Source organism: Methanofastidiosum sp. (assembly GCA_013178285.1).
Taxonomy (GTDB): domain Archaea; phylum Methanobacteriota_B; class Thermococci; order Methanofastidiosales; family Methanofastidiosaceae; genus Methanofastidiosum.
The window spans coordinates 22,731-41,349 of record JABLXD010000028.1 but is presented as its reverse complement, the minus strand read 5'-3'; the positions used below and the strand labels follow the sequence as shown (position 1 = coordinate 41,349).

General features: G+C 33.5%; 24 protein-coding genes. 8 read left to right on the top strand and 16 right to left on the bottom strand.

The window, feature by feature from the left end; all coding sequences use genetic code 11:
- On the bottom strand, positions 1–862 hold an 862-nt coding region (locus HPY60_08760), incomplete at its 3' end, for a methionine adenosyltransferase (GenBank protein NPV51268.1).
- A gap of 149 nt (positions 863–1,011) precedes the next feature.
- On the opposite strand from HPY60_08760, the gene HPY60_08755 reads away from it, so the two are divergent.
- Entirely contained in the window at positions 1,012–3,255 is a 2,244-nt protein-coding gene (locus tag HPY60_08755) for a CDC48 family AAA ATPase (GenBank protein NPV51267.1), read from the top strand.
- On the opposite strand, the gene HPY60_08750 is transcribed toward HPY60_08755, so the two are convergent.
- Complete coding sequence (locus HPY60_08750) at positions 3,256–4,329, bottom strand: polyprenyl synthetase family protein (GenBank protein NPV51266.1); 1,074 nt, start codon at positions 4,327–4,329, stop codon at positions 3,256–3,258.
- A 107-nt stretch (positions 4,330–4,436) separates the two neighbouring features.
- Between HPY60_08750 and HPY60_08745 the strand changes: the two genes are divergently transcribed.
- Entirely contained in the window at positions 4,437–5,471 is a 1,035-nt protein-coding gene (locus HPY60_08745) for a M42 family metallopeptidase (protein NPV51265.1), read from the top strand.
- A 2-nt stretch (positions 5,472–5,473) separates the two neighbouring features.
- Here HPY60_08745 and HPY60_08740 read toward each other — a convergent pair whose 3' ends face one another.
- From HPY60_08740 to HPY60_08720, 5 genes are all read right to left on the bottom strand, one after another.
- Positions 5,474–6,217: an ABC transporter permease gene (locus tag HPY60_08740; GenBank protein NPV51264.1), complete on the bottom strand. Its 744-nt coding sequence runs from the start codon at positions 6,215–6,217 to the stop codon at positions 5,474–5,476.
- A gap of 1 nt (position 6,218) precedes the next feature.
- Complete coding sequence (locus HPY60_08735; GenBank protein ID NPV51263.1) at positions 6,219–7,187, bottom strand: ATP-binding cassette domain-containing protein; 969 nt, start codon at positions 7,185–7,187, stop codon at positions 6,219–6,221.
- 94 nt (positions 7,188–7,281) lie between these two features.
- Positions 7,282–7,659, bottom strand: a complete 378-nt coding sequence (locus HPY60_08730) for a MarR family transcriptional regulator (protein NPV51262.1) — start codon at positions 7,657–7,659, stop codon at positions 7,282–7,284.
- An 88-nt stretch (positions 7,660–7,747) separates the two neighbouring features.
- Complete coding sequence (gene tpiA, locus HPY60_08725; protein NPV51261.1) at positions 7,748–8,422, bottom strand: triose-phosphate isomerase; 675 nt, start codon at positions 8,420–8,422, stop codon at positions 7,748–7,750.
- A gap of 52 nt (positions 8,423–8,474) precedes the next feature.
- Positions 8,475–9,152: a DUF554 domain-containing protein gene (locus tag HPY60_08720; protein NPV51260.1), complete on the bottom strand. Its 678-nt coding sequence runs from the start codon at positions 9,150–9,152 to the stop codon at positions 8,475–8,477.
- Between the two features lie 247 nt (positions 9,153–9,399).
- Here HPY60_08720 and tfe point away from each other — a divergent pair, with 247 nt between their 5' ends.
- From tfe to pssA, 5 genes are all read left to right on the top strand, one after another.
- Positions 9,400–9,900, top strand: coding sequence for a transcription factor E (tfe, locus tag HPY60_08715; GenBank protein ID NPV51259.1), 501 nt, complete (start codon positions 9,400–9,402; stop codon positions 9,898–9,900).
- An 11-nt stretch (positions 9,901–9,911) separates the two neighbouring features.
- The gene (locus HPY60_08710) at positions 9,912–10,418 is read left to right on the top strand and encodes a TIGR00295 family protein (protein NPV51258.1); all 507 of its coding nucleotides are present in this window, start codon (positions 9,912–9,914) and stop codon (positions 10,416–10,418) included.
- Positions 10,419–10,506: 88 nt separating this feature from the next.
- Entirely contained in the window at positions 10,507–11,214 is a 708-nt protein-coding gene (locus tag HPY60_08705) for an SIMPL domain-containing protein (GenBank protein NPV51257.1), read from the top strand.
- 100 nt (positions 11,215–11,314) lie between these two features.
- Entirely contained in the window at positions 11,315–11,758 is a 444-nt protein-coding gene (locus tag HPY60_08700) for an Lrp/AsnC family transcriptional regulator (GenBank protein NPV51256.1), read from the top strand.
- A gap of 8 nt (positions 11,759–11,766) precedes the next feature.
- The gene (pssA, locus tag HPY60_08695) at positions 11,767–12,423 is read left to right on the top strand and encodes a CDP-diacylglycerol--serine O-phosphatidyltransferase (GenBank protein ID NPV51255.1); all 657 of its coding nucleotides are present in this window, start codon (positions 11,767–11,769) and stop codon (positions 12,421–12,423) included.
- Here pssA and HPY60_08690 read toward each other — a convergent pair.
- Genes HPY60_08690 through HPY60_08660 form a run of 7 tightly spaced genes read right to left on the bottom strand, consistent with a single transcriptional unit; the run spans position 12,404 to position 16,637 of the window.
- Positions 12,404–13,453: an mRNA surveillance protein pelota gene (locus tag HPY60_08690; GenBank protein ID NPV51254.1), complete on the bottom strand. Its 1,050-nt coding sequence runs from the start codon at positions 13,451–13,453 to the stop codon at positions 12,404–12,406. The genes pssA and HPY60_08690 overlap by 20 nt on opposite strands.
- Positions 13,454–13,819, bottom strand: coding sequence for a hypothetical protein (locus HPY60_08685; GenBank protein ID NPV51253.1), 366 nt, complete (start codon positions 13,817–13,819; stop codon positions 13,454–13,456).
- 24 nt (positions 13,820–13,843) lie between these two features.
- Positions 13,844–15,034, bottom strand: coding sequence for a hypothetical protein (locus HPY60_08680; protein ID NPV51252.1), 1,191 nt, complete (start codon positions 15,032–15,034; stop codon positions 13,844–13,846).
- Positions 15,035–15,057: 23 nt separating this feature from the next.
- Entirely contained in the window at positions 15,058–15,357 is a 300-nt protein-coding gene (locus HPY60_08675) for a hypothetical protein (GenBank protein ID NPV51251.1), read from the bottom strand.
- A 44-nt stretch (positions 15,358–15,401) separates the two neighbouring features.
- A complete protein-coding gene (locus HPY60_08670; GenBank protein ID NPV51250.1) occupies positions 15,402–15,644 on the bottom strand; it encodes a hypothetical protein in 243 nt (80 codons plus the stop codon).
- Positions 15,645–15,683: 39 nt separating this feature from the next.
- On the bottom strand, positions 15,684–16,241 hold the full coding sequence (locus tag HPY60_08665) for an acetate uptake transporter (GenBank protein NPV51249.1): 558 nt from the start codon (positions 16,239–16,241) through the stop codon (positions 15,684–15,686).
- A gap of 39 nt (positions 16,242–16,280) precedes the next feature.
- A complete protein-coding gene (locus tag HPY60_08660; GenBank protein NPV51248.1) occupies positions 16,281–16,637 on the bottom strand; it encodes a response regulator in 357 nt (118 codons plus the stop codon).
- 94 nt (positions 16,638–16,731) lie between these two features.
- On the opposite strand from HPY60_08660, the gene HPY60_08655 reads away from it, so the two are divergent.
- Complete coding sequence (locus HPY60_08655) at positions 16,732–17,385, top strand: PHP domain-containing protein (GenBank protein ID NPV51247.1); 654 nt, start codon at positions 16,732–16,734, stop codon at positions 17,383–17,385.
- On the opposite strand, the gene HPY60_08650 is transcribed toward HPY60_08655, so the two are convergent.
- The gene (locus tag HPY60_08650; protein ID NPV51246.1) at positions 17,370–18,272 is read right to left on the bottom strand and encodes a UbiA family prenyltransferase; all 903 of its coding nucleotides are present in this window, start codon (positions 18,270–18,272) and stop codon (positions 17,370–17,372) included. The two genes, HPY60_08655 and HPY60_08650, sit on opposite strands and share 16 nt — an antisense overlap.
- Before the next feature lie 81 nt (positions 18,273–18,353).
- The gene (locus tag HPY60_08645; protein NPV51245.1) at positions 18,354–18,614 is read right to left on the bottom strand and encodes a hypothetical protein; all 261 of its coding nucleotides are present in this window, start codon (positions 18,612–18,614) and stop codon (positions 18,354–18,356) included.
- Positions 18,615–18,619: the final 5 nt, after the last annotated feature.

Below are 18,619 nucleotides of genomic sequence, written 5' to 3'. Positions count from 1 at the left end.
TAGGCTTGTAAGGTGTGATAAGCCCATTTGCTCTGTTTCCTCTCCCTACTGAACCATCATCACCATTTTCCATTGATGATCCTGTTACTGTAAGGAATGCGCTTCCTCTTTCAACATCATCAGCTGTGTTAATATAGTAATCAACATCGCAACTTCCAAACTTATCTTGAAGAACTTCTTTTATCTGGTCTTTGAATGTTATATATTCTTTAATATTTTCAACGTATTTGTCAACTGTTGCCAATGCAATTGTTATTTTTGTATTATCTTTAATTCTTGCACCCATTACTTTAATATCTCTTCCTATTGCTGGATACTGTTTGTTCATTTTATCAGAGTTGAGGTATGTCTCTACGTCATAGACTAACTGCTCAACTTTAGTAAATGGATAAAAAGAAACACCAAAAGAAGTATCGTTTGACAATGGAATTGAATTTTTTCTACCAAAAACATCTCTTAAATCAGCAGAACCTTCTCCCATGAAGGATTCAATGCCAACTTTCATTTGCCCTCTAAAAAGTTCATGGATATATTTCTCCGTAGCCTCCTTTGCTACTTCATGAATTGGTACTATTTCGTCACCAACTTTTTGAGTGGCCCTACCTGAAAGTATAATAACTGGATCTTCTATTATTTCTCCGCCGGTAAACTTTGAAATTGCCTGTCCACCAACAACTTCTACTTGGTCCGTATTGTGGTGCATTATTGTCCCAAATTTTTTAATATAATACTTCGATAATTCATTGCTTACTTTTTGAGCGATTCCATCTGCAACAGAATCAGGGTGTCCAACACCTTTTCTTTCTACAAGTTCAAATTCGCCTTGTTTAATAACTTTTGGAGAAATGTATATATTCTTCATAATAACCACTATAACATTTGTAAAATTTCAACTTTCGGTAAATTTATAAAACTATCGGGTTCTAACGAAAAAGAATTATAGAATAATATTTTTAACTTAATACCAATACATTTTTAATAGTTTAAGTTTAATCTAAAAAGAGGGATTGTGTGGAACTAGGTGAATCCGAAATAGTCAAACTTAAAGTCGCAAGTGCTAGTCAGCAAGATGTAGGTAGAGGAATAGTTAGAATCGATAAAAGATACCAAGACATGATTGGCATTAAAAGGGGAGACATCATCGAAATTTATGGAAAAAGAAAGACTGCAGCAATAGTAGTTGATGCATATCCGGATGATAAAGATCTTGCTATTATCAGAATGGATGGATTAATCAGAAGGAATGCTAAAGCAAGTATGGGGGAATATGTTGAAGTCAATAAAGTTGATGCCAAAGAAGCAGGAAGAGTTGTTCTAGCCCCAACACAAAAGGGAGTGCAAATGGTTATCCCCGGGAATATTCTCCAAAGAAATATTCTGGGAAGGGCCTTGGTAAAAGGCGACATAATAAGCGTAAATAGCCAATCGAGAATGAAAGAAACTGGAGACCCCCTTTTTGATAAAATGATCGGCAACCTTCTTGAGATGACTCCATTCTCTTTAGGTGAGATGAGATTTATTGTTGTTTCAACTAGTCCACAGGGAATAGTAAGGGTATCAAGTGGTACTGAGATTGAAGTTAGAACCCAATACAGTGAAAGTGAAGAAAATGAAATAGCAGGCATAACTTATGAAGATGTCGGAGGTCTTAAAGATAAGATTCAAATTGTTAGGGAAATAATTGAATTACCTCTAAAACACCCCGAAATCTTTGACAGATTGGGGATAACACCCCCTAAAGGGGTATTGTTATATGGCCCCCCTGGTACGGGAAAAACTTTGATTGCAAAAGCTGTATCCTCAGAATCCCATGCACATTTTAAATCTATAAATGGCCCAGAAATCATGAGTAAGTTTTATGGGCAATCTGAAGAAAATCTTAGAAACATGTTCAAAGATGCAGAGGCAAATGCCCCAGCAATTATTTTTATAGATGAAATTGATGCCATAGCCCCTAAAAGAAGCGAAGTTACTGGTGAAGTTGAGAGGAGAGTTGTTGCGCAGTTACTTGCTCTTATGGACGGATTAAAATCTAGAGAGAAAATTATTGTCATTGCAGCAACAAATAGGATAAATGCAATCGATGAGGCTCTTAGAAGACCCGGCAGGTTTGACAGAGAGATTGAAATTGGCGTCCCGGATAAGAGTGGACGAAAGGAAGTTCTTCAAATACATACAAGGGCAATGCCTTTAACTGATGATGTAGATTTAAATGAACTTGCTTCTAAGACACACGGATTTGTAGGTGCGGATCTTGAAGCATTGTGTAAAGAAGCCGCAATGGCTTCACTTAGGAGATTATTGCCTGATTTGAATCTAGGTGAAACTAGAGTTTCGGAAGAACTTTTAGAAAAAATCAAAGTAACTAAAGATGATTTTGATAATGCCCTTAAGAAGATAGAACCATCTGCAATGAGGGAAGTAATGATAGTTACCCCAAATGTAAGATGGGATAGTGTTGGAGGTCTTGACGAAATTAAAAGAGAATTGATGGAAGCGATAGAATGGCCAATTAAACAGCCAGAAGCTTTTACAGGGATGGGCATAAGACCCCCTAAAGGAATTTTTCTTTACGGACCCCCAGGTTGCGGAAAAACATTATTGGCAAAAGCTGTTGCAGGAGAATCTGAAGCCAACTTTATTTCCATAAAGGGGCCGGAAATCCTAAGTAAGTGGGTTGGGGAAAGTGAGAAAGCTTTGAGGGAGATATTTAGAAAGGCAAGACAAGCAGCCCCAACAGTCATCTTTTTTGATGAAATAGATGCAATTGCCCCAAGAAGGGGTGGGGAAGAAGGAACAAGAGTTTCTGAAAGGCTAGTGAATCAACTTTTAACAGAGCTCGATGGATTAGAAGAGCTGAGCCAAGTAGTTGTAATAGGTGCTACAAATAGGCCCGATATGGTAGACCCTGGATTATTGAGGCCAGGTAGATTTGATAAAATTATATTAGTTCACGCACCTGATATCAAGGCCAGAAGAAAGATATTTGAAATCCACACAAAGAAAATGCCATTAGATAAAGATGTAAACCTGGATGAACTTGCAAAACTTACTGAAGATTATTCTGGTGCCGATATAGAAGCCATTTGTAGGGAAGCCGCAATGACTGCATTAAGAGAGGATATAAATTCTAAAATAGTTACAAAAGAACAGTTCATTGCTTCACTAAAGCAAATATCTGCAAGTTTACCTGAAGAAGTAAGGAGAGAATACGATAAAAGAAAATATGAAAAATTAGGCCATATATATGGCTAATTAAATCTTTCTTTTTATTAGAAACTCAGAGAAAGCCTTTAAGTAGAGTTTGGCTTCACTTTCTTCGAGATCCCTTTCTATTTCTTTCCAAGATTCAAGAACGATTTTATTTGCAGTTTCTCTAGATATCTCAATAGATCCTGTTTCTTTGATTAAATTAATAGCCTCTTCAATAATTTTCTTTTCTTTGGTGTGTGAATTCAAAATTTTGACTAATCTATCCCTTTTTGTTTTTTCTAAAGATAGCAAAGAATAAATTACCGCAAGACTTCTTTTGCCCTCGCTTATATCATTGCCATATGATTTACCAAAAGCCTCTCTTTCTTTTTCAGTTGTAGTTAAATCTAACAGATCATCTTGAATTTGGAATGCAATCCCAATGCTTTCTGCAAATCTTCCAAATCTATCCTCAGTTTCTTCATCTTTTTCTGATAAAGCTACAGCCATCCTGGCCGCCATTCTAGCTAGTGTACCAGTCTTAAACGCAGTCATTTGGAGATATTCTCCAACTTTTGGCTCTTTTTTCAGTAATCCTTTGTGCCATGTTATATCCAAAGCTTGTCCATAGTGAAGATTTCTCATTTCTTCTAGATAAATAGAATAGACCCTCTGAAGTATATCAATTTCTATCTTTCCTTTGTGTTCGTCGACAACTTGAAGGGGTAAGAAATACATTGCATTGCCACAGTTAATCGCTATATCCTCTCCGTACACTTTGTGAAGTGCAGGTTTTCCTCTCCTTAAATCTGCACCATCCTCGATATCATCGATAATTATTGTTCCATTATGTGCAATTTCAGGTATAACTAAAAAATCACTTATCTTCTTCATATCTGCGCCAAGTGCTTCAGATATTAAAAGGAAAAGAACAGGCCTCCACCTTTTTCCCCCATAACTAAGAAATTCCCAGAGGGGTTGGGATATGCCATAATTCAAAGCTTTAAAATCAACTTCATATCTCGATTTTGATTTAAAGTTATTAAGTCCCATTTCCTTAGGGACATATCTCTCTATAGTTTTTTCAATAAAGTTCTTCTTGCTCTCAATGAATTTAATAATATCAATATCAGACATGAACAAAATAATAATATACCTTTTATATCTTTAATGTAAATGCTATATCTAGAGGTAAGGATATTTTTATATCTAAAGCAATAAAGAAACTTCCATAGGTGAGAAATTTGAAAGAGTTATTGAAGAAACTATCAGAAGCACCGGGTGTTTCAGGTCATGAAAGTAAAATAAAGAAGATAATTAATAATGAAGTAAAAGACTATGTTGATGAGATAAAAGAAGATTCAATGGGAAATTTAATCACGATTAAGAAAGGTTCAGACAAGTTTAAAGTCATGATTGCAGCCCACATGGATGAAATAGGTTTTATGGTGAAATATATTGACGATAAAGGATTTATCTCTTTTGAAACAATAGGCGGATTTGATCCAAGAAGCCTTGGCTCTCAAAGGGTCATAATCCATTCTTCAAAGGGCGACTTTATTGGAGTAATAGGAATAAAACCTCCCCACATAACGCCCCAGGAAGAAAAAGATAGGGCATTAAAAGTAGAAGATTTAAGGATAGATCTTGGATTAAACACAAAAGAAGAAGTCGAAAAACTTGGTATAAAACCGGGGGATTCAGTTACTAGGGACATCTCATTTGCAAAACTTGGAAAAGAGAACATTGTAAGTTGCAAATCTTTTGACAATAGAGCAGGGTGTACAGTTCTAATTGAAATCTTGAAAAAAATTAAAAATCCCGATTATTCATTGTATGGAGTATTTACAACTCAAGAAGAAGTTGGGTTAAGGGGGGCTAAAACAGCTGCTTATGGGATTGATATTGATTTTGCGATTATAATTGACTCAACTGTCGGAGGGCCAATACCTAAAACTGAATCAGATAAAGTTACAATCAGCCTTGGAAAAGGCCCATCTATAGATCTCATGGACAGAGGCTTCATATTGAGTGAAAAGGTAAAAGAAATCTTGTTAGAAGCGGCAAATGAATCCGGGGTACAATACCAAACCCATATTTCAAGTGGAAGTACAGATGGGGCGGCTGTACATATAACAAAAGATGGGATACCAACTGCAGTAATTTCAATTCCCTCAAAATATATCCATTCAACTGTCGAAATAGTAGATTTAAATGATTTAGAAAGCACATTGAAGTTAGTAATGAAATCTATAGAAATAGCAAAAAATAAATTATAAATTTATTTTCCTTTTGAGAAAAGATACACTGAGACTGTTGTAGAGATAACTGAGACTAGCATAAGAACCGTCAAATCTAAAAACGCGCCCCTTTCTGTGACTCCAGTCATTACCCACCTCATTATGTCTACTCCATAAGAAAGTGGGTTGATATTAACTATCACGGATAGCCAAGAAGGCAGATTAGATATTGGAAAAATTGCTCCACTTAAAAGAAACATTGGCATTATAATGAAGTTAATTATTAAATTAAATCCTTCAAATGATTCCATTCTTGCAGCGATGATAATCCCAAGGCCCGATATAGTAAATGCTATGAAGAACATCAGCGGTGCTATCATTAAAAATTTAGTCAAAGTCAATTTTATTCCAAGAATTGGTGAGAAAATCAGAATTATCAAACCTTGTATAGTGCTCCTTGAAGCACCACCGATTGACTTTCCAATAGCAATTGATGTCCTGCTAATTGGTGCTACAAGCATTTCTTTTAGAAATCCAAACTGACGATCCCATATAATAGAGATTGCAGAAAACATCGATGAAAATAGAATTGTCATTACTAATATCCCTGGAAACATAAACTGTATATACTGTAAATCCCCAACTTTTCCGAATGCAGCACCTAATCCTGTTCCAAATAGTAAAAGCCAAATCAGTGGCTGAGCTATTGAAGAAACTAATCTAGACCGGTCTCGAATAAATTTTTTAATTTCTCTAAGCCATATGATATAGATCGCATTTAACATGTTATCGCCTTCCATGTGAAACTCTCATTCTGCTTATTCCATCTACAGTTTCTTCTCTTATCTGGCGCCCAGTTAATTTCAAAAAAACGTCATTTAGAGTGGGTTTTCTAACATTAATCGACGTGATTTCATAATTTCTTAAAGCTCTAAATAACTTTGGAACAAAGTTTTCCCCATTTTCTGCGTAAAGGTAAATTGTATCGTCTTTAATCTCTGGATGAATAGAAAAACATGTTTGAATAGCTTCTTTTGCACCTTCATTGTCAGATGTTTTTAGGGTTATCAAGTCACCTTTAAGACTTTTTTTCAAATTGTCTGGGGTATCCAAGGCGATTATTTTGCCGCGATCAATGATTGCTATTCTATTACAGTTCTCAGCTTCTTCCATATAATGAGTGGTCAAAAAAATTGTTATGCCTTTTTTTTCCTGTAATTCCCTAATATGTTCCCATATTTTATTTCTAGTTTGAGGATCAAGCCCGATAGTAGGCTCATCAAGGAAAAGGACTTTAGGATGGTGAAGCAAACCTCTAGCTATTTCGAGCCTTCTTTTCATTCCTCCGGAATAATTTTTTGTAAGTTCATCTTTTTTTTCGTAAAGATCAACCATTTCAAGTAAATCAATCATTCTCTGTTCTCTTGTATCCTTGGGAACATTGTAAGCCATACCATGAAATCTAAGATTTTCTTCACCTGTTAAATCTCCATCTAAAGATGGATCTTGGAATACAATTCCTATGGAATGTCTGACATTGTCTCTGTCATTTGCAACATTGTATCCCGATATTTTGGCATATCCTGATGTGGGTTCAAGAAGGGTACAAAGGATACTTATTGTTGTAGTTTTTCCTGCACCATTAGGCCCCAAAAAGCCAAATATCTCCCCTTCACTCACTTCAAAGGAGATGTTATCCACGGCTATTTTATCACCAAATTTTCTTGAAAGATCTTTAATTTCAATAATACTCATCCAATAAGCCCCCCATAGTGAAAGTTGTATTTACAACTAATTTATAAAAGTATCGTTGGATTTTTTATAGTACTTCAAGAGTTTTTAGTTTTCATTACTTGTCGCCTTTAACTTCTTTGATAAGATTCTGCGCTATTCTTGTTAGAAGCTTTTCAAGTATTTCTTTTTCTTCGTTAGTTAGACCATCAAGCATAATTTTGTCCAATGATGAAAAAATAGTTTTGCGATTATGTATTAATTCTTTTCCTTTCAAAGTAGTATAAACACGATACATTCTTTTATCTTCAACATTTTTTTCTTTTGAAATATATCCGCCTTTTAATAGTTTTTGAAGAGTTCGGGTAGTAGTTGTTTTATCTAGTCTTAACTCTTTAGACAGATCTTCCTGACATATACCTTGATTTTCATAGATACACATCAAAAAATGGAACGGCCCCCTACCTATCTCCGTATCTTTTAGTTCTTCTTTCATATATAGGTGGGAATACCGCATAATCTCTGAAAACCGTTTCCCAATGTTATTTTTTTTCGCGTTAAATCCCCCTAATATTATATAATAATTATTTTATGGCACCTTTAGCAAGATCTTCTAGAACTTCAAGAGGATTTTTTGCTTTGGTAACTCCCGAAGCTAAGAGGACACCTTCTGCACCTAGCTCAATAGCTTTTTTAACATCCTTTCCGTTTTTTACACCGGCTCCGCATAATACTTTAACTTTTGGAGAAATGTCTCTAATTGCCTTGACAGTGTTTTTGACAATATCTGGGTCTGCATCTGTTACAGATATGTCCCCTCCAATCAATTCTGGAGGTTCTACTGCTATAAAAGTTGGATTAAACATTGCAACGGCCTTGCTAACAGCAATGTTATTGGTGCATACAACAGATATCAGCCCCAATTCATTGCATTTATTCACAATTGATTCAATATCTGCTATCCTTAGTCTATTTTCCGAATGATTGATAAGAGTCCCTACGGCCTTAGAGACTTTAATGCTTTCAAGGGTAGTTTTTCCAGTTCCACTTCCAGGTTTTATATTGTCTGCGTGTTGTGAAAATACTTGTATTGATACTTTTTCAGAAATATACGACAAATCAACAAGTTGTGGAGCAATGGCTATATTAACGCCCGTTTTATTTGATACATTTTGACATATTCTTGCAAGTTCTAATCCTTTTGGCCCAGATATTTCATTGTAAATCTTAAAATTAATCAGAATAACTGGTGTTTTCATTTTATCACAATTAACTAAGTTAAGGGTCTGTTTTTATTCTTTTGCATGTTGTTCATACAAGAAAATAACTTAATATAACAACAACTAAAAGGCTCGGGAGCATGTTAACTACTCTAAATTTCTTTATCTCTGCAATGTTCATTCCAAGGCCTAAGAGTAATATTCCTCCAACCGCACTGAGTTCAACAATAAGTGCATCACTTAGATAGTTACTAACGTAATTTGCAAATAAAGTAATGCCTCCTTGATAGATTAAAAGAGGGATAGTAGAAAATAATACTCCAATTCCTAAAGCAGAAGCTAATGCAATTGATGCAACTCCATCTAATACTGATTTTGCAAATAATAAATTTGGAGCATTTCCGAGACCTTCTTCTATTGATCCAAGAATTGCCATCGGACCAATACAATATATCAATGTGGCCGTAATAAATCCTTCAGAAAACTTGTCACTGGAATTTTTAAGTTTATTTTTTAATTTTTCAGTTAAGCTCTCGAGATATTTTTCTATATCTAGGAGTTCTCCGATAACTGAGCCAATAATAAGGCTAAAAGCAACTATCAGAAAATTATTTGTTTTAATCGCCATCGTAATACCAAGTGTAATCGTAAATAATCCTATGACCTGGAATATAATTTTATTAACTTTTTCTGGGAATCGTGATTTGATTAGAATGCCTAAGATACTACCTAAAATAATCGCAATTACATTGACTATAGTCCCTAGCATGAAAAATCAATAAAAATATAGCTTAAAAATCTATCTAATCTCTTTTTGTTACTCTATTTTAAATAAAAATAACATATAAACATCTATAAATCATATTCAAAAAATTATCAATACTAAACTTATAGTCTTGCCGAAAAGTTTAAATACATCTCTTTTTCTCGTAATCAAAAGTCGAAATAGGGGCAAACATTTATATAAAAAAAAAACATAATTAATTATTGCTTTAAATTTTAATCGAAGGGATTTCATGGAATTAGACCAAAGATTGCTATTTGATTTTCTTGAAGAGTTACTTGGTGAAGAAGGTGTTGAAGTTGCTAACATTATTTATGAAAAAGAAGCAACTGATGAGGAAATCTCTAAATTAACTCATTTAAGAATTAATAATGTAAGAAGGGCGTTATATAAGCTGTATGACAACAGACTGGCAACGTACAGAAGAATTAAAGACAAAGAAACTGGTTGGTATATCTATTACTGGAAAATGGACCTTTCTAAAGCGCCAGAGGTAATAGAGAAAAGAGAAAAAGACTATGCTGAGCATCTCGAAGAGTTGTTGCAATATGAACAAGATAATATGTTTTTCGCCTGCAAAAACAACTGTTCTAAAGTTCCTTTCGATGTTGCAGAACAGCTTAATTTCAAATGTAATATCTGTGGGGAAAAATTAGATTTCTTTGATAACTCCGAGATGGTAAAAGAACTTGAAGAAGCATTAGAAAAATTCAAAAAAGTCGAAGATAGTTAAAGATTATCATGATATCTAAAGAAGAAGCAACATCCCTATTAAGATCTGAAGGCTGTTCTGAAAAAATAATAAAACATTGTACAAATGTTTCTATATATGCTAGAGAGATTGCAGAGAAAGCTTCTATTGATTATAATGTTGATTTAGATCTAGTAGAAATTGGTGGACTTTTACACGATATAGGCAGGTCAAAGACAAATGGAATTCATCATGGAATCGTGGGAGCAAATATCTTAAGAGATAAGGGCATAGATGAAAAACTTGCTTTGATATGCGAGAGGCACATTGGATCTGGAATTGACAAATATGATTCAGATAGATATGGATTGCCGCCAAGGAGATATACCCCGGAAACAATAGAAGAAAAGATAGTTTGTCATGCAGATAATTTTTTTATTAATGGAGAGAAAGTATCTTTTGATAAAGTATATGAAAGATTCATAAAAGAGCTTGGAGAAGACCATTCTTCAATTAAAAGATTATTATTACTCCAAAAAGATCTTGAGAAATATCTTTAATTTCAATTAGATATAACTTCAAAATATATTAAACCTTATCATAATCCTTATATAGTTTCTTAAGACTTATTGATTGGAGGCGATATACATGGAACATGATAAAATCTATGGTATCGTAGCAATTATCCTAGCACTAGGGTTGGTGACTGTTGCAGTATTAAAGCCCTTGCCACAAGGGCAATATGATCAGTTGCAAGTAACTGGAACTGCAGTATTAAAAGAAGCGCCAGATCAAGCTACAATATATGTATATATAGAAACAAGAAATGATACAGCACTGCTATCTCAGCAGGAAGCATCAAGAATATTGGCTCAAGTTATACAGGCTTTAGAGAAAGAAGGCATACCGTCTGATAAAATCCAGACCGATTCCTTTAGTATCTATCCAGAGTACTATTATCCAGCAGACAAAGAACCTACTTTGTTAGGTTACAAGGCAGTATATGGATTAAAAGTAATATCTACGGATATATCCAAAGTTGGAAATGTTGTAGATGCGTCCATCAAGGCAGGTGCTAACAGAATTAACAACATTGAATTCGGGTTAAGCGATGCAAAAATGGAAGACGTAAAAGTAAAGGTAATCAAAGAAGCAGTAAAAGTAGCCCAAGTTAAAGCAAATGCAATGGCCGAAGCAGGTAACTTTAGACTTGGAAAGATTACATATATGAACGAGTCTTCATATAATGTAGTTCCATATAACAGAGTTTTCGAAGCAAGCATGAAAAGTGGAACAGTTGTGCCACCCGAAGATGTAGAGATAAGTGCTACAGTTTCACTAACCTATAAGATTTGATTTTTAATTTATTTATTATTTTATTATCTATTTTTTATTTTACTTCTTTTTTTAGTAAAAGCTTTTATATTAATTCTTAGTAATAAATCTGGTGGAGTTTATGGATGAACTAGACAAAAAGATTATATCTGAACTCAATAAAGATTCAAGGCTTTCCTTCAGAGAATTATCAAAAAATCTTAACATTGCGGTGGGGACAATTTCACATAGAGTAAAAAAAATGGAAGAAGATGGGATAATTAAAGGATATATACCCGTTGTTGATCCATCAAAAGCAGGATATGACTTTATCGCAGTTATTAATGTCACGATAAAGAGGGGAAAATTACAAGATGTTGCATCCCTTCTGGATAAATTCAATAATATTGTATCTATTTATAATGTAACAGGAAATTATGATGCAGTTATCATAGCCCGATTCAAGAATAGGGGCCAACTAAATAATTTTGTCAAAGAACTCCAAACTTTTGATAATGTTGATAAAACAAACACTTCACTTGTATTAAACACTATTAAAGAAGACATCCGTGTGAAATTCGATTAAATGATATCATGAACAAAAAAGGTATAATTAATTTTGTTTCTTTGCCAGATATTTTTTCTATTGCAAATGGGACTTTAGGGGTAATTGCATTATATTTTATTCTTATTGGGAATATCTCTATTGCTGCTAGAATAGTTTTTCTGTGTATTTTTTTTGACAGTTTTGATGGTTTTCTGGCTAGGAGGAAAAATAATTCTGCTGATTTTGGTAAAACTCTTGATTCATTGTCCGATATTATTTCTTTTGGTGTCGTTCCTTCATTAATATTCATTAATTATGGCGATAATTCTATAATTGCTTTATTATTAGGAGTCATATATGTTATATTTGGATTATTAAGGCTTTCAAGGTTCAACGCAATTGATTCAAGTGAGTACTACGGGCTCCCCATAACTATCGGAGCAATATTTGTTATTCTACTTTTTTTATCAGAAATACATTTTTACTTATTTTCTGTATTATTACTCTTCACATCTTTTCTTTTTATATCAAGCCTAAAGATACAAAGACCTTCTAAAAACGGGAAATCTTTAGTTTTATCTAGTCTCATATTTGTCATCATTTCTCTAATACCGCACCCATATATAATAATAGTTTCAAGAGCCTTAATAATATTTTTTTCTTCTATTTTTTTAGGATATATCCTTAAATCCCATCAATCCTAAATCTTAAAATTGCCCCTATCCCGCCAATACCTTCCAGTTTTTTACCTGCGTCGTGTTCACTTGAAATCACGTGTATAGTAGCCCTTTGTTCCCTTGATTTCTCAGTTATTTCTTCAAATTCAGTTTTTCTAAGAAATTGATCAACTATAAGAAGTTCATTTATTGCCCCATACTCCAAAGCCTTATCAATTGCATTAAGGCCATAAACCCCTTCATTCTTTATTATTGCTTCAAATAATCTTTCAACGGCATTTGTTTCTAGGGATACTCTAAGGTCTTTTTGGGCTTTTTCTAGAATGCCTCTTTTGATGCATTCATATATCCCCGCTCTGCCACCTGTAGATACATTTTCAGGTATTAGATTGTTTAGCATCTCAGATTTGAATTCTTTCACAAAATTAATGAATTCATCTTTGTAAAATCCTGGACCTGCAATGATTACAGTCTTTAAATTATATTTTTGCATCATCTCTAAAATTTTAGAAGAGGTCTCTGCAAAAAATTCTCTTTTGTCTTTGTCTCTCGAGGATGTTTCGTGTTTTCCTGCAATGCTCTTAGAAACTGATACTGGGAAATCTACCCCATATTGTGCAATTATTCCAAAATCTGCATCGCCTTCTTCTATGCAAACAATCAAAATTTTAGGTGTTAAAGTATCTTTTATGGCCCTTTCTATACGCTCTAATTGGTAGTTTTTCCATTTCTTCGTGATAGTAATTGTTGAATCCTCTTCAATATTAAAGGTGTGGTAGCTCCCTGCCTCTTCTCCTTGAGTTATTACCCCTGTTACTCTAAGCCTCATTACATCTTTTGAGAACTCAATTTTTTCTACCTTTATCTCTAATTTTACCGGAATTCTTTCAAGTTTTTCACTTCTTATTTTGTCTCCTTTCTTCATCTCTTTTCGATAGGTTTTACCGAATAACAAGTCACCGCTTTCTATAATGTGGGACAAATGCCAAAGGTCATCGGCATTATCCACTCTTAGCTTCAATATTCCTTTGTCTAGTTCTCTATGTATTATTTTCATTTAATCTCGTTCTACAGTAATAGTTTCTCCATCCTTTACAAGATCTAGATTTTCTAAAGAACCCTCAATTTTACCAAAAATATTGACTGCACTTGCAGGTCTAATTTCTTTTTCTAAAGATGCAGGAGTTTTTCCAAAGAATATGCAAAAGGCATCCCCTTGTGGCCAAAATGCAAGATCCCCTTTATTTACAATTTCCTTGGGATTTTCATAGTCAACGTGCACAGGGATAGAAAAATAGATTTCTCCGCCCCATCTAAATCCCCTTGCTTTAAGTGGAAGTGATTCATAAATTGCCTTTGAAGTTTCTGATTCATCTAATACTGCCTTAAATTCAAATTTATCTGTTTTAATTCTTATTTGCATAAAGGATAATTATAGAAAGAAGATTTAAAATTTTCCTTTTTTAAATTTGGATTTCTCAAATTTTTTCTTTGGCCTATTATCAAATTTTTTTGTAGGCTGTTTTTCTTTCTTAGGTGGTGCATTCGGATATTTCTTTTCAATTTCTTTAATCCTTTTTAGAAGATCACTTCTTAGTAAGTCTCCAACATAGTCTCCACCTTCGTTATCAACTCTAGCTGCTATAGCAATTTTTGCCGCAAGTGTCCTAGCAATCTTTCCTTTTTGCCACCATGGAGCTTTGCCAATTTCTGGGAATTGCAAGATTATACCGTACTTAGGAGGGTCAGCACCCGTCTTTATATGTCTAAATAGGGCTTTTTCTGCACCCATCAACTGAATAGTAGAAGACGGTTTAACTGATAAGTTTTTTAGACCTCCGGCGTGAGATATTAATTTTGCAGCAATGATTGGTGTTGCAACAGAAGAAGTATTTGGGGCAATTTCATTTACAAGATTTGTAATATAGTTCTCTAAAGATTCTTTCTTAGTGTAAAGTATCTCTATTAAATTTGCAATTTCTTTAATTTGAGACATATCTTCGCCGGATAATTCGACACCTAGAGATCTATCAATTGTGTCATTTGTGATATTTGATTCATAAGATAATAAATTCTTCTTTTCTTGGTAATATGACTTATTCCCTATCTTAAGAATAAATTCAATGAAATGCTTGTTATCTGGGATAGCAGAAACTGATTCTGGGAAGTGTATTGAGTACCATTCTCTAATTCTTTCAAGAAATAGATTAATTGTTTCATCAAATTCATTAAGCGAATAAACTGCATGAATTATCAGTTTATCTTTTTCTCCTAACAAATTTGTGACCTTTATCCTTGCTAACTCCTGAAGAACTGACTTTTGTTTTTTTCGATATTCCTCTTCATGTATTTGCGCCTTTTCTAGAATTTTGGCATAATTCTCCCTAAATAAAATCCCTCCATCGTTAGGAAAAATAAATTGAAATTTTGTCTTATCCTTTAATTCATACTCGGAAGAGAAAGATAAATCCGGGTTTCTTTCCATTATTTTTTTTAATTCAAAAGGAACTTTCCCCTTTTCTAGTTTCATGATTGATTTAACTGAAGGTTTTATGCCTTTAGAAAAAGGTTCAAAGTCATTAATTATTCCCTTATTGTCAAGAAGATAAATGCCATTTAAATTAACACAAATATACATGTAGTCACTGTATCAAAGATATATCATTTTTTTAAATGTTTTTTGGATAATTGCATTCTTGATGGTTTAAAAACACCGAAAACAGCTAAAATAAGGTATAGGTAGACACCTATAAGAAGTCCTGGAACAAAAGATTTAATTTGGCCAATTAGAATGGCATTAGGAATTATATATCTATCAAATAATATAATCAAGATATTTATGCCAAAAAATGTGAGTATTATGAACCAAACTAGTTCATTTGGTTTATCAAATCTATTTAAGATAAAACGACCAAAAAGCAATCCTATTATTAATGAAGGGATTAATATAAAATAATCCATAAAATAAAATAGATATTATAATAATAAAAGTTTCTATTAAATCTTTATCCTGCTCCAGAACATCCGTCATCGCCTGAAGAATACTCTGCCTTTCCACCTACTAGTGAAGAAGTAGAATATTTTCCACAGCATTCTTCAATTAATTTTTCTGATTTTAATTCATTTCCACAAGCTTTAACTTCTTCAATGCTAGCCTTGGTGATATCAGATATTTTTTCAGGAGATATCTCTCCTCGTTGGTATATTATTGTAAGTATTTTTGATTTGAGTTCAGAATTGCATCCCATGTTATCCCTATAAAAAAATAGAAAAAATAATATATAAATTTATTGACCAATTGGAAGAACTTCTCTTCCATATGTTTCATTTATTACTTCTGCTGCAGATAGATATAATGCAGACAATGCTGTAAATATACCCTCATATCCTGCAATTATGTGTACAGTATGATTAAACTGCCCAATTGCTAAAAGGAAGAAAAGTATTGTCAAGGTTATAAATACCACTTGCAGTGCTTTAGGCTTTTTTAGAGTTGCAACAGTCATGTAAGCCGTGAAAAGACCCCATGCTCCAAGGAAAATTGCAAGTCCTGCCTTTGGTACAGGTGCAAGTATTCCTGCAAATTGAAGTAGGAACATAAGTGCAAGCCCAAGCCAGAATGCACCATATGAAGTAAATGCTGTAGCACCAAAAGTGTTACCTTTTTTCATCTCCCACATACCTGCATAAACCTGACATGCGCCACCATAAAATATGCCCATCGGTAAAACCATTCCTATACTTTCAGCAGGAATTATTTCTGCATTGACAAAATTTAGAATAAGTGTGGTTAATCCAAATGCAGCAAGCCCTAGTGGGCCCGGATTGGCTATTTTTTCTGACATAGTAACCACTCTTAGAAAAAAGTAGGTTACTTAAAAGTGTTACTGTTTATTCTGGAGAACATCTTCTATTACTTTATGGATCTGTTTAACAAGAAATGGTTTTTGAATAACTGTAGCCGCTCCTGCATCAAGTGCTTCTTTAAATCTCTCTCTATATGCAGATACTCCTATGACAGCAACATTTGGATTTTTTGACTTAGCATGTTTAGTAACTTCAACTCCTGAAACATCAGGAAGCCTTATATCAACAATAATAACTTCAGGGTTTTCCCTATCAAAAATATTAATGGCCTCTCTACCACTATCAGTGGTAAAAACTATGTAATCTTTACTTAGAATCAAGTCGTATAGTTCAAGAAGTTCAACTTCGTCTTCAACAACAAGCACTTTAAGCATTATATTAATAGCCATTTAATTGTTTAAAACTCTTTCTGAATAATTTTTCATTAGTATAAGTTAATTTTTTAAGCATTTGAAAATTCGATTAGTCATGGAAAAAATTAAACTTGATTTTCATATGCATTCCCACTATTCACCAGATGGCAATATGAGTCCTTTAACTATTCTTGAAACTGCCATTTCGAAGGGGCTTGATGTAATTTCAGTTACAGACCACAATTCGACCAAAGGCGGAATTGAAACTAGAGATCTCGCTGAAAAGAAAGATATGCCTATAAAAGTCATTGTGGGTCAAGAAGTAAATACAGTTTCAGGAGAAATCATTATCTTAAATCTTGAGGAAGAAATCCCAAGAGATATGACTTTAGAAGAAACTATTTCTTATGGGAGTAAAGGATTTATCATTGCGCCACATCCTTTTGATAAATTTAGAAAAGGTATCGGGGAAGACTTAGATCCAATAAAAGAAAAAATTAACGCCATTGAAATATTTAATAGTAGAACCTTATTGGCTAGTCACAATAAACTTGCCGAAATCTATTCTAAAACAAACAATATTCCAGGAATAGCTGGTTCAGACTCCCATTTTTTAGAAGAATTAGGATCTTCTTATTTTATGATAGAATCAAAAAAGACAACAAACTCTATTTTCAAAACCATAAATGAAGGAAAAATATCAATTTATGGAAGACAAACTGGGATTAAGCCTCATTTGAAGACAAGCATGATTCATCTGTTCAAGTAGGCATGCTTTAGTATTTCTTTGATTTGAGTGGAATATCCTAAAAGCGTATCGTTTGTTGCTGTAACGGTTGGAACTGAAAGTAAAAGGAATGACAATAAGATGATTATAAGCCCTGCATACATAAAAGCAAAGTTTACTTTTGTTCCAAGATAGTCCTTTGATAAGGTGTAAAATAATATTGTGGGTACAGACATTCCCAGTATTAATAGAAATACCACGGGAAAAGCATACATAAAAAATGAAATTAGTAGAAATAAGAACATTACTAGTGAAAGGGGATATACTCTCTTTTTATTTTCTCTGATTATTGTTTTAGCATTTGTAGTATTATTCTTATAATACAAGAAAAGAAGTGCGTATCCTACCGATAATGAAACCACGAAAGGATATGGGAACCCTTCTAGATTATTTGTAAAAAGAAACCAGCCACTTGAGAATTTCAGTATCTGTATTAATGTAATAACTATCAGGGAAGAGTTTTTGTGACTTTTAAGCCTTATAGCTGGATAGGAATATAGAAGATTCAATGCTATTATCGCTACAAAAATAACAAAGAAATTAGTTCCAGATAAAAATGAGAATAGAGTTCCCAAAATAGATAAAATTATGATAAGATATTTTGCCGTTTGTACTGAAATACTCCCATTAGCTATAGCCTTCCAGGATATCTTCATCTGATTCTTTCTATCCTCTTCGTAGTCAGTGAGGTCATTAAATAGGTATATTGCTCCTAGGCCCATAGATAATCCTGAAGCGGCGACCACTATTTTCAATATGTTATAATCACCAGTTAAACTAGTATATATTACAACTCCAAAGAGAAATTGAAGAATATTTTTTGGGGCATTGAGGGTAGCGGAATTGTAAACAATTGCCCTAAATTTCATAGTATTACTCAATTTAAGTTTATTTATAAATATTCCTACTAGAGACTATATAGTAATTTAAAAAAAATATATAGAAAAAAGTCAACACATGCACAAAAGAGGTGGCAGACTACAGTTATGCTCTATGAGTGAAGTTAACATGACTTTTGAGTTCTCATACCACTCTGGGTCGTCTTGCCTTCTACGTGATAGGAATCTCTCAGTACTTTTATCAACGAGGAAGATCCTATCCTTTTCCTTTTTCTCCCAAACTTCAATCTCTCCTTTAACAGAGCACATTGTACCCAAATAATTACACGATTTAATAATAAATCCATAGGCCTGATCAAATTCGTTTGCCATGAATA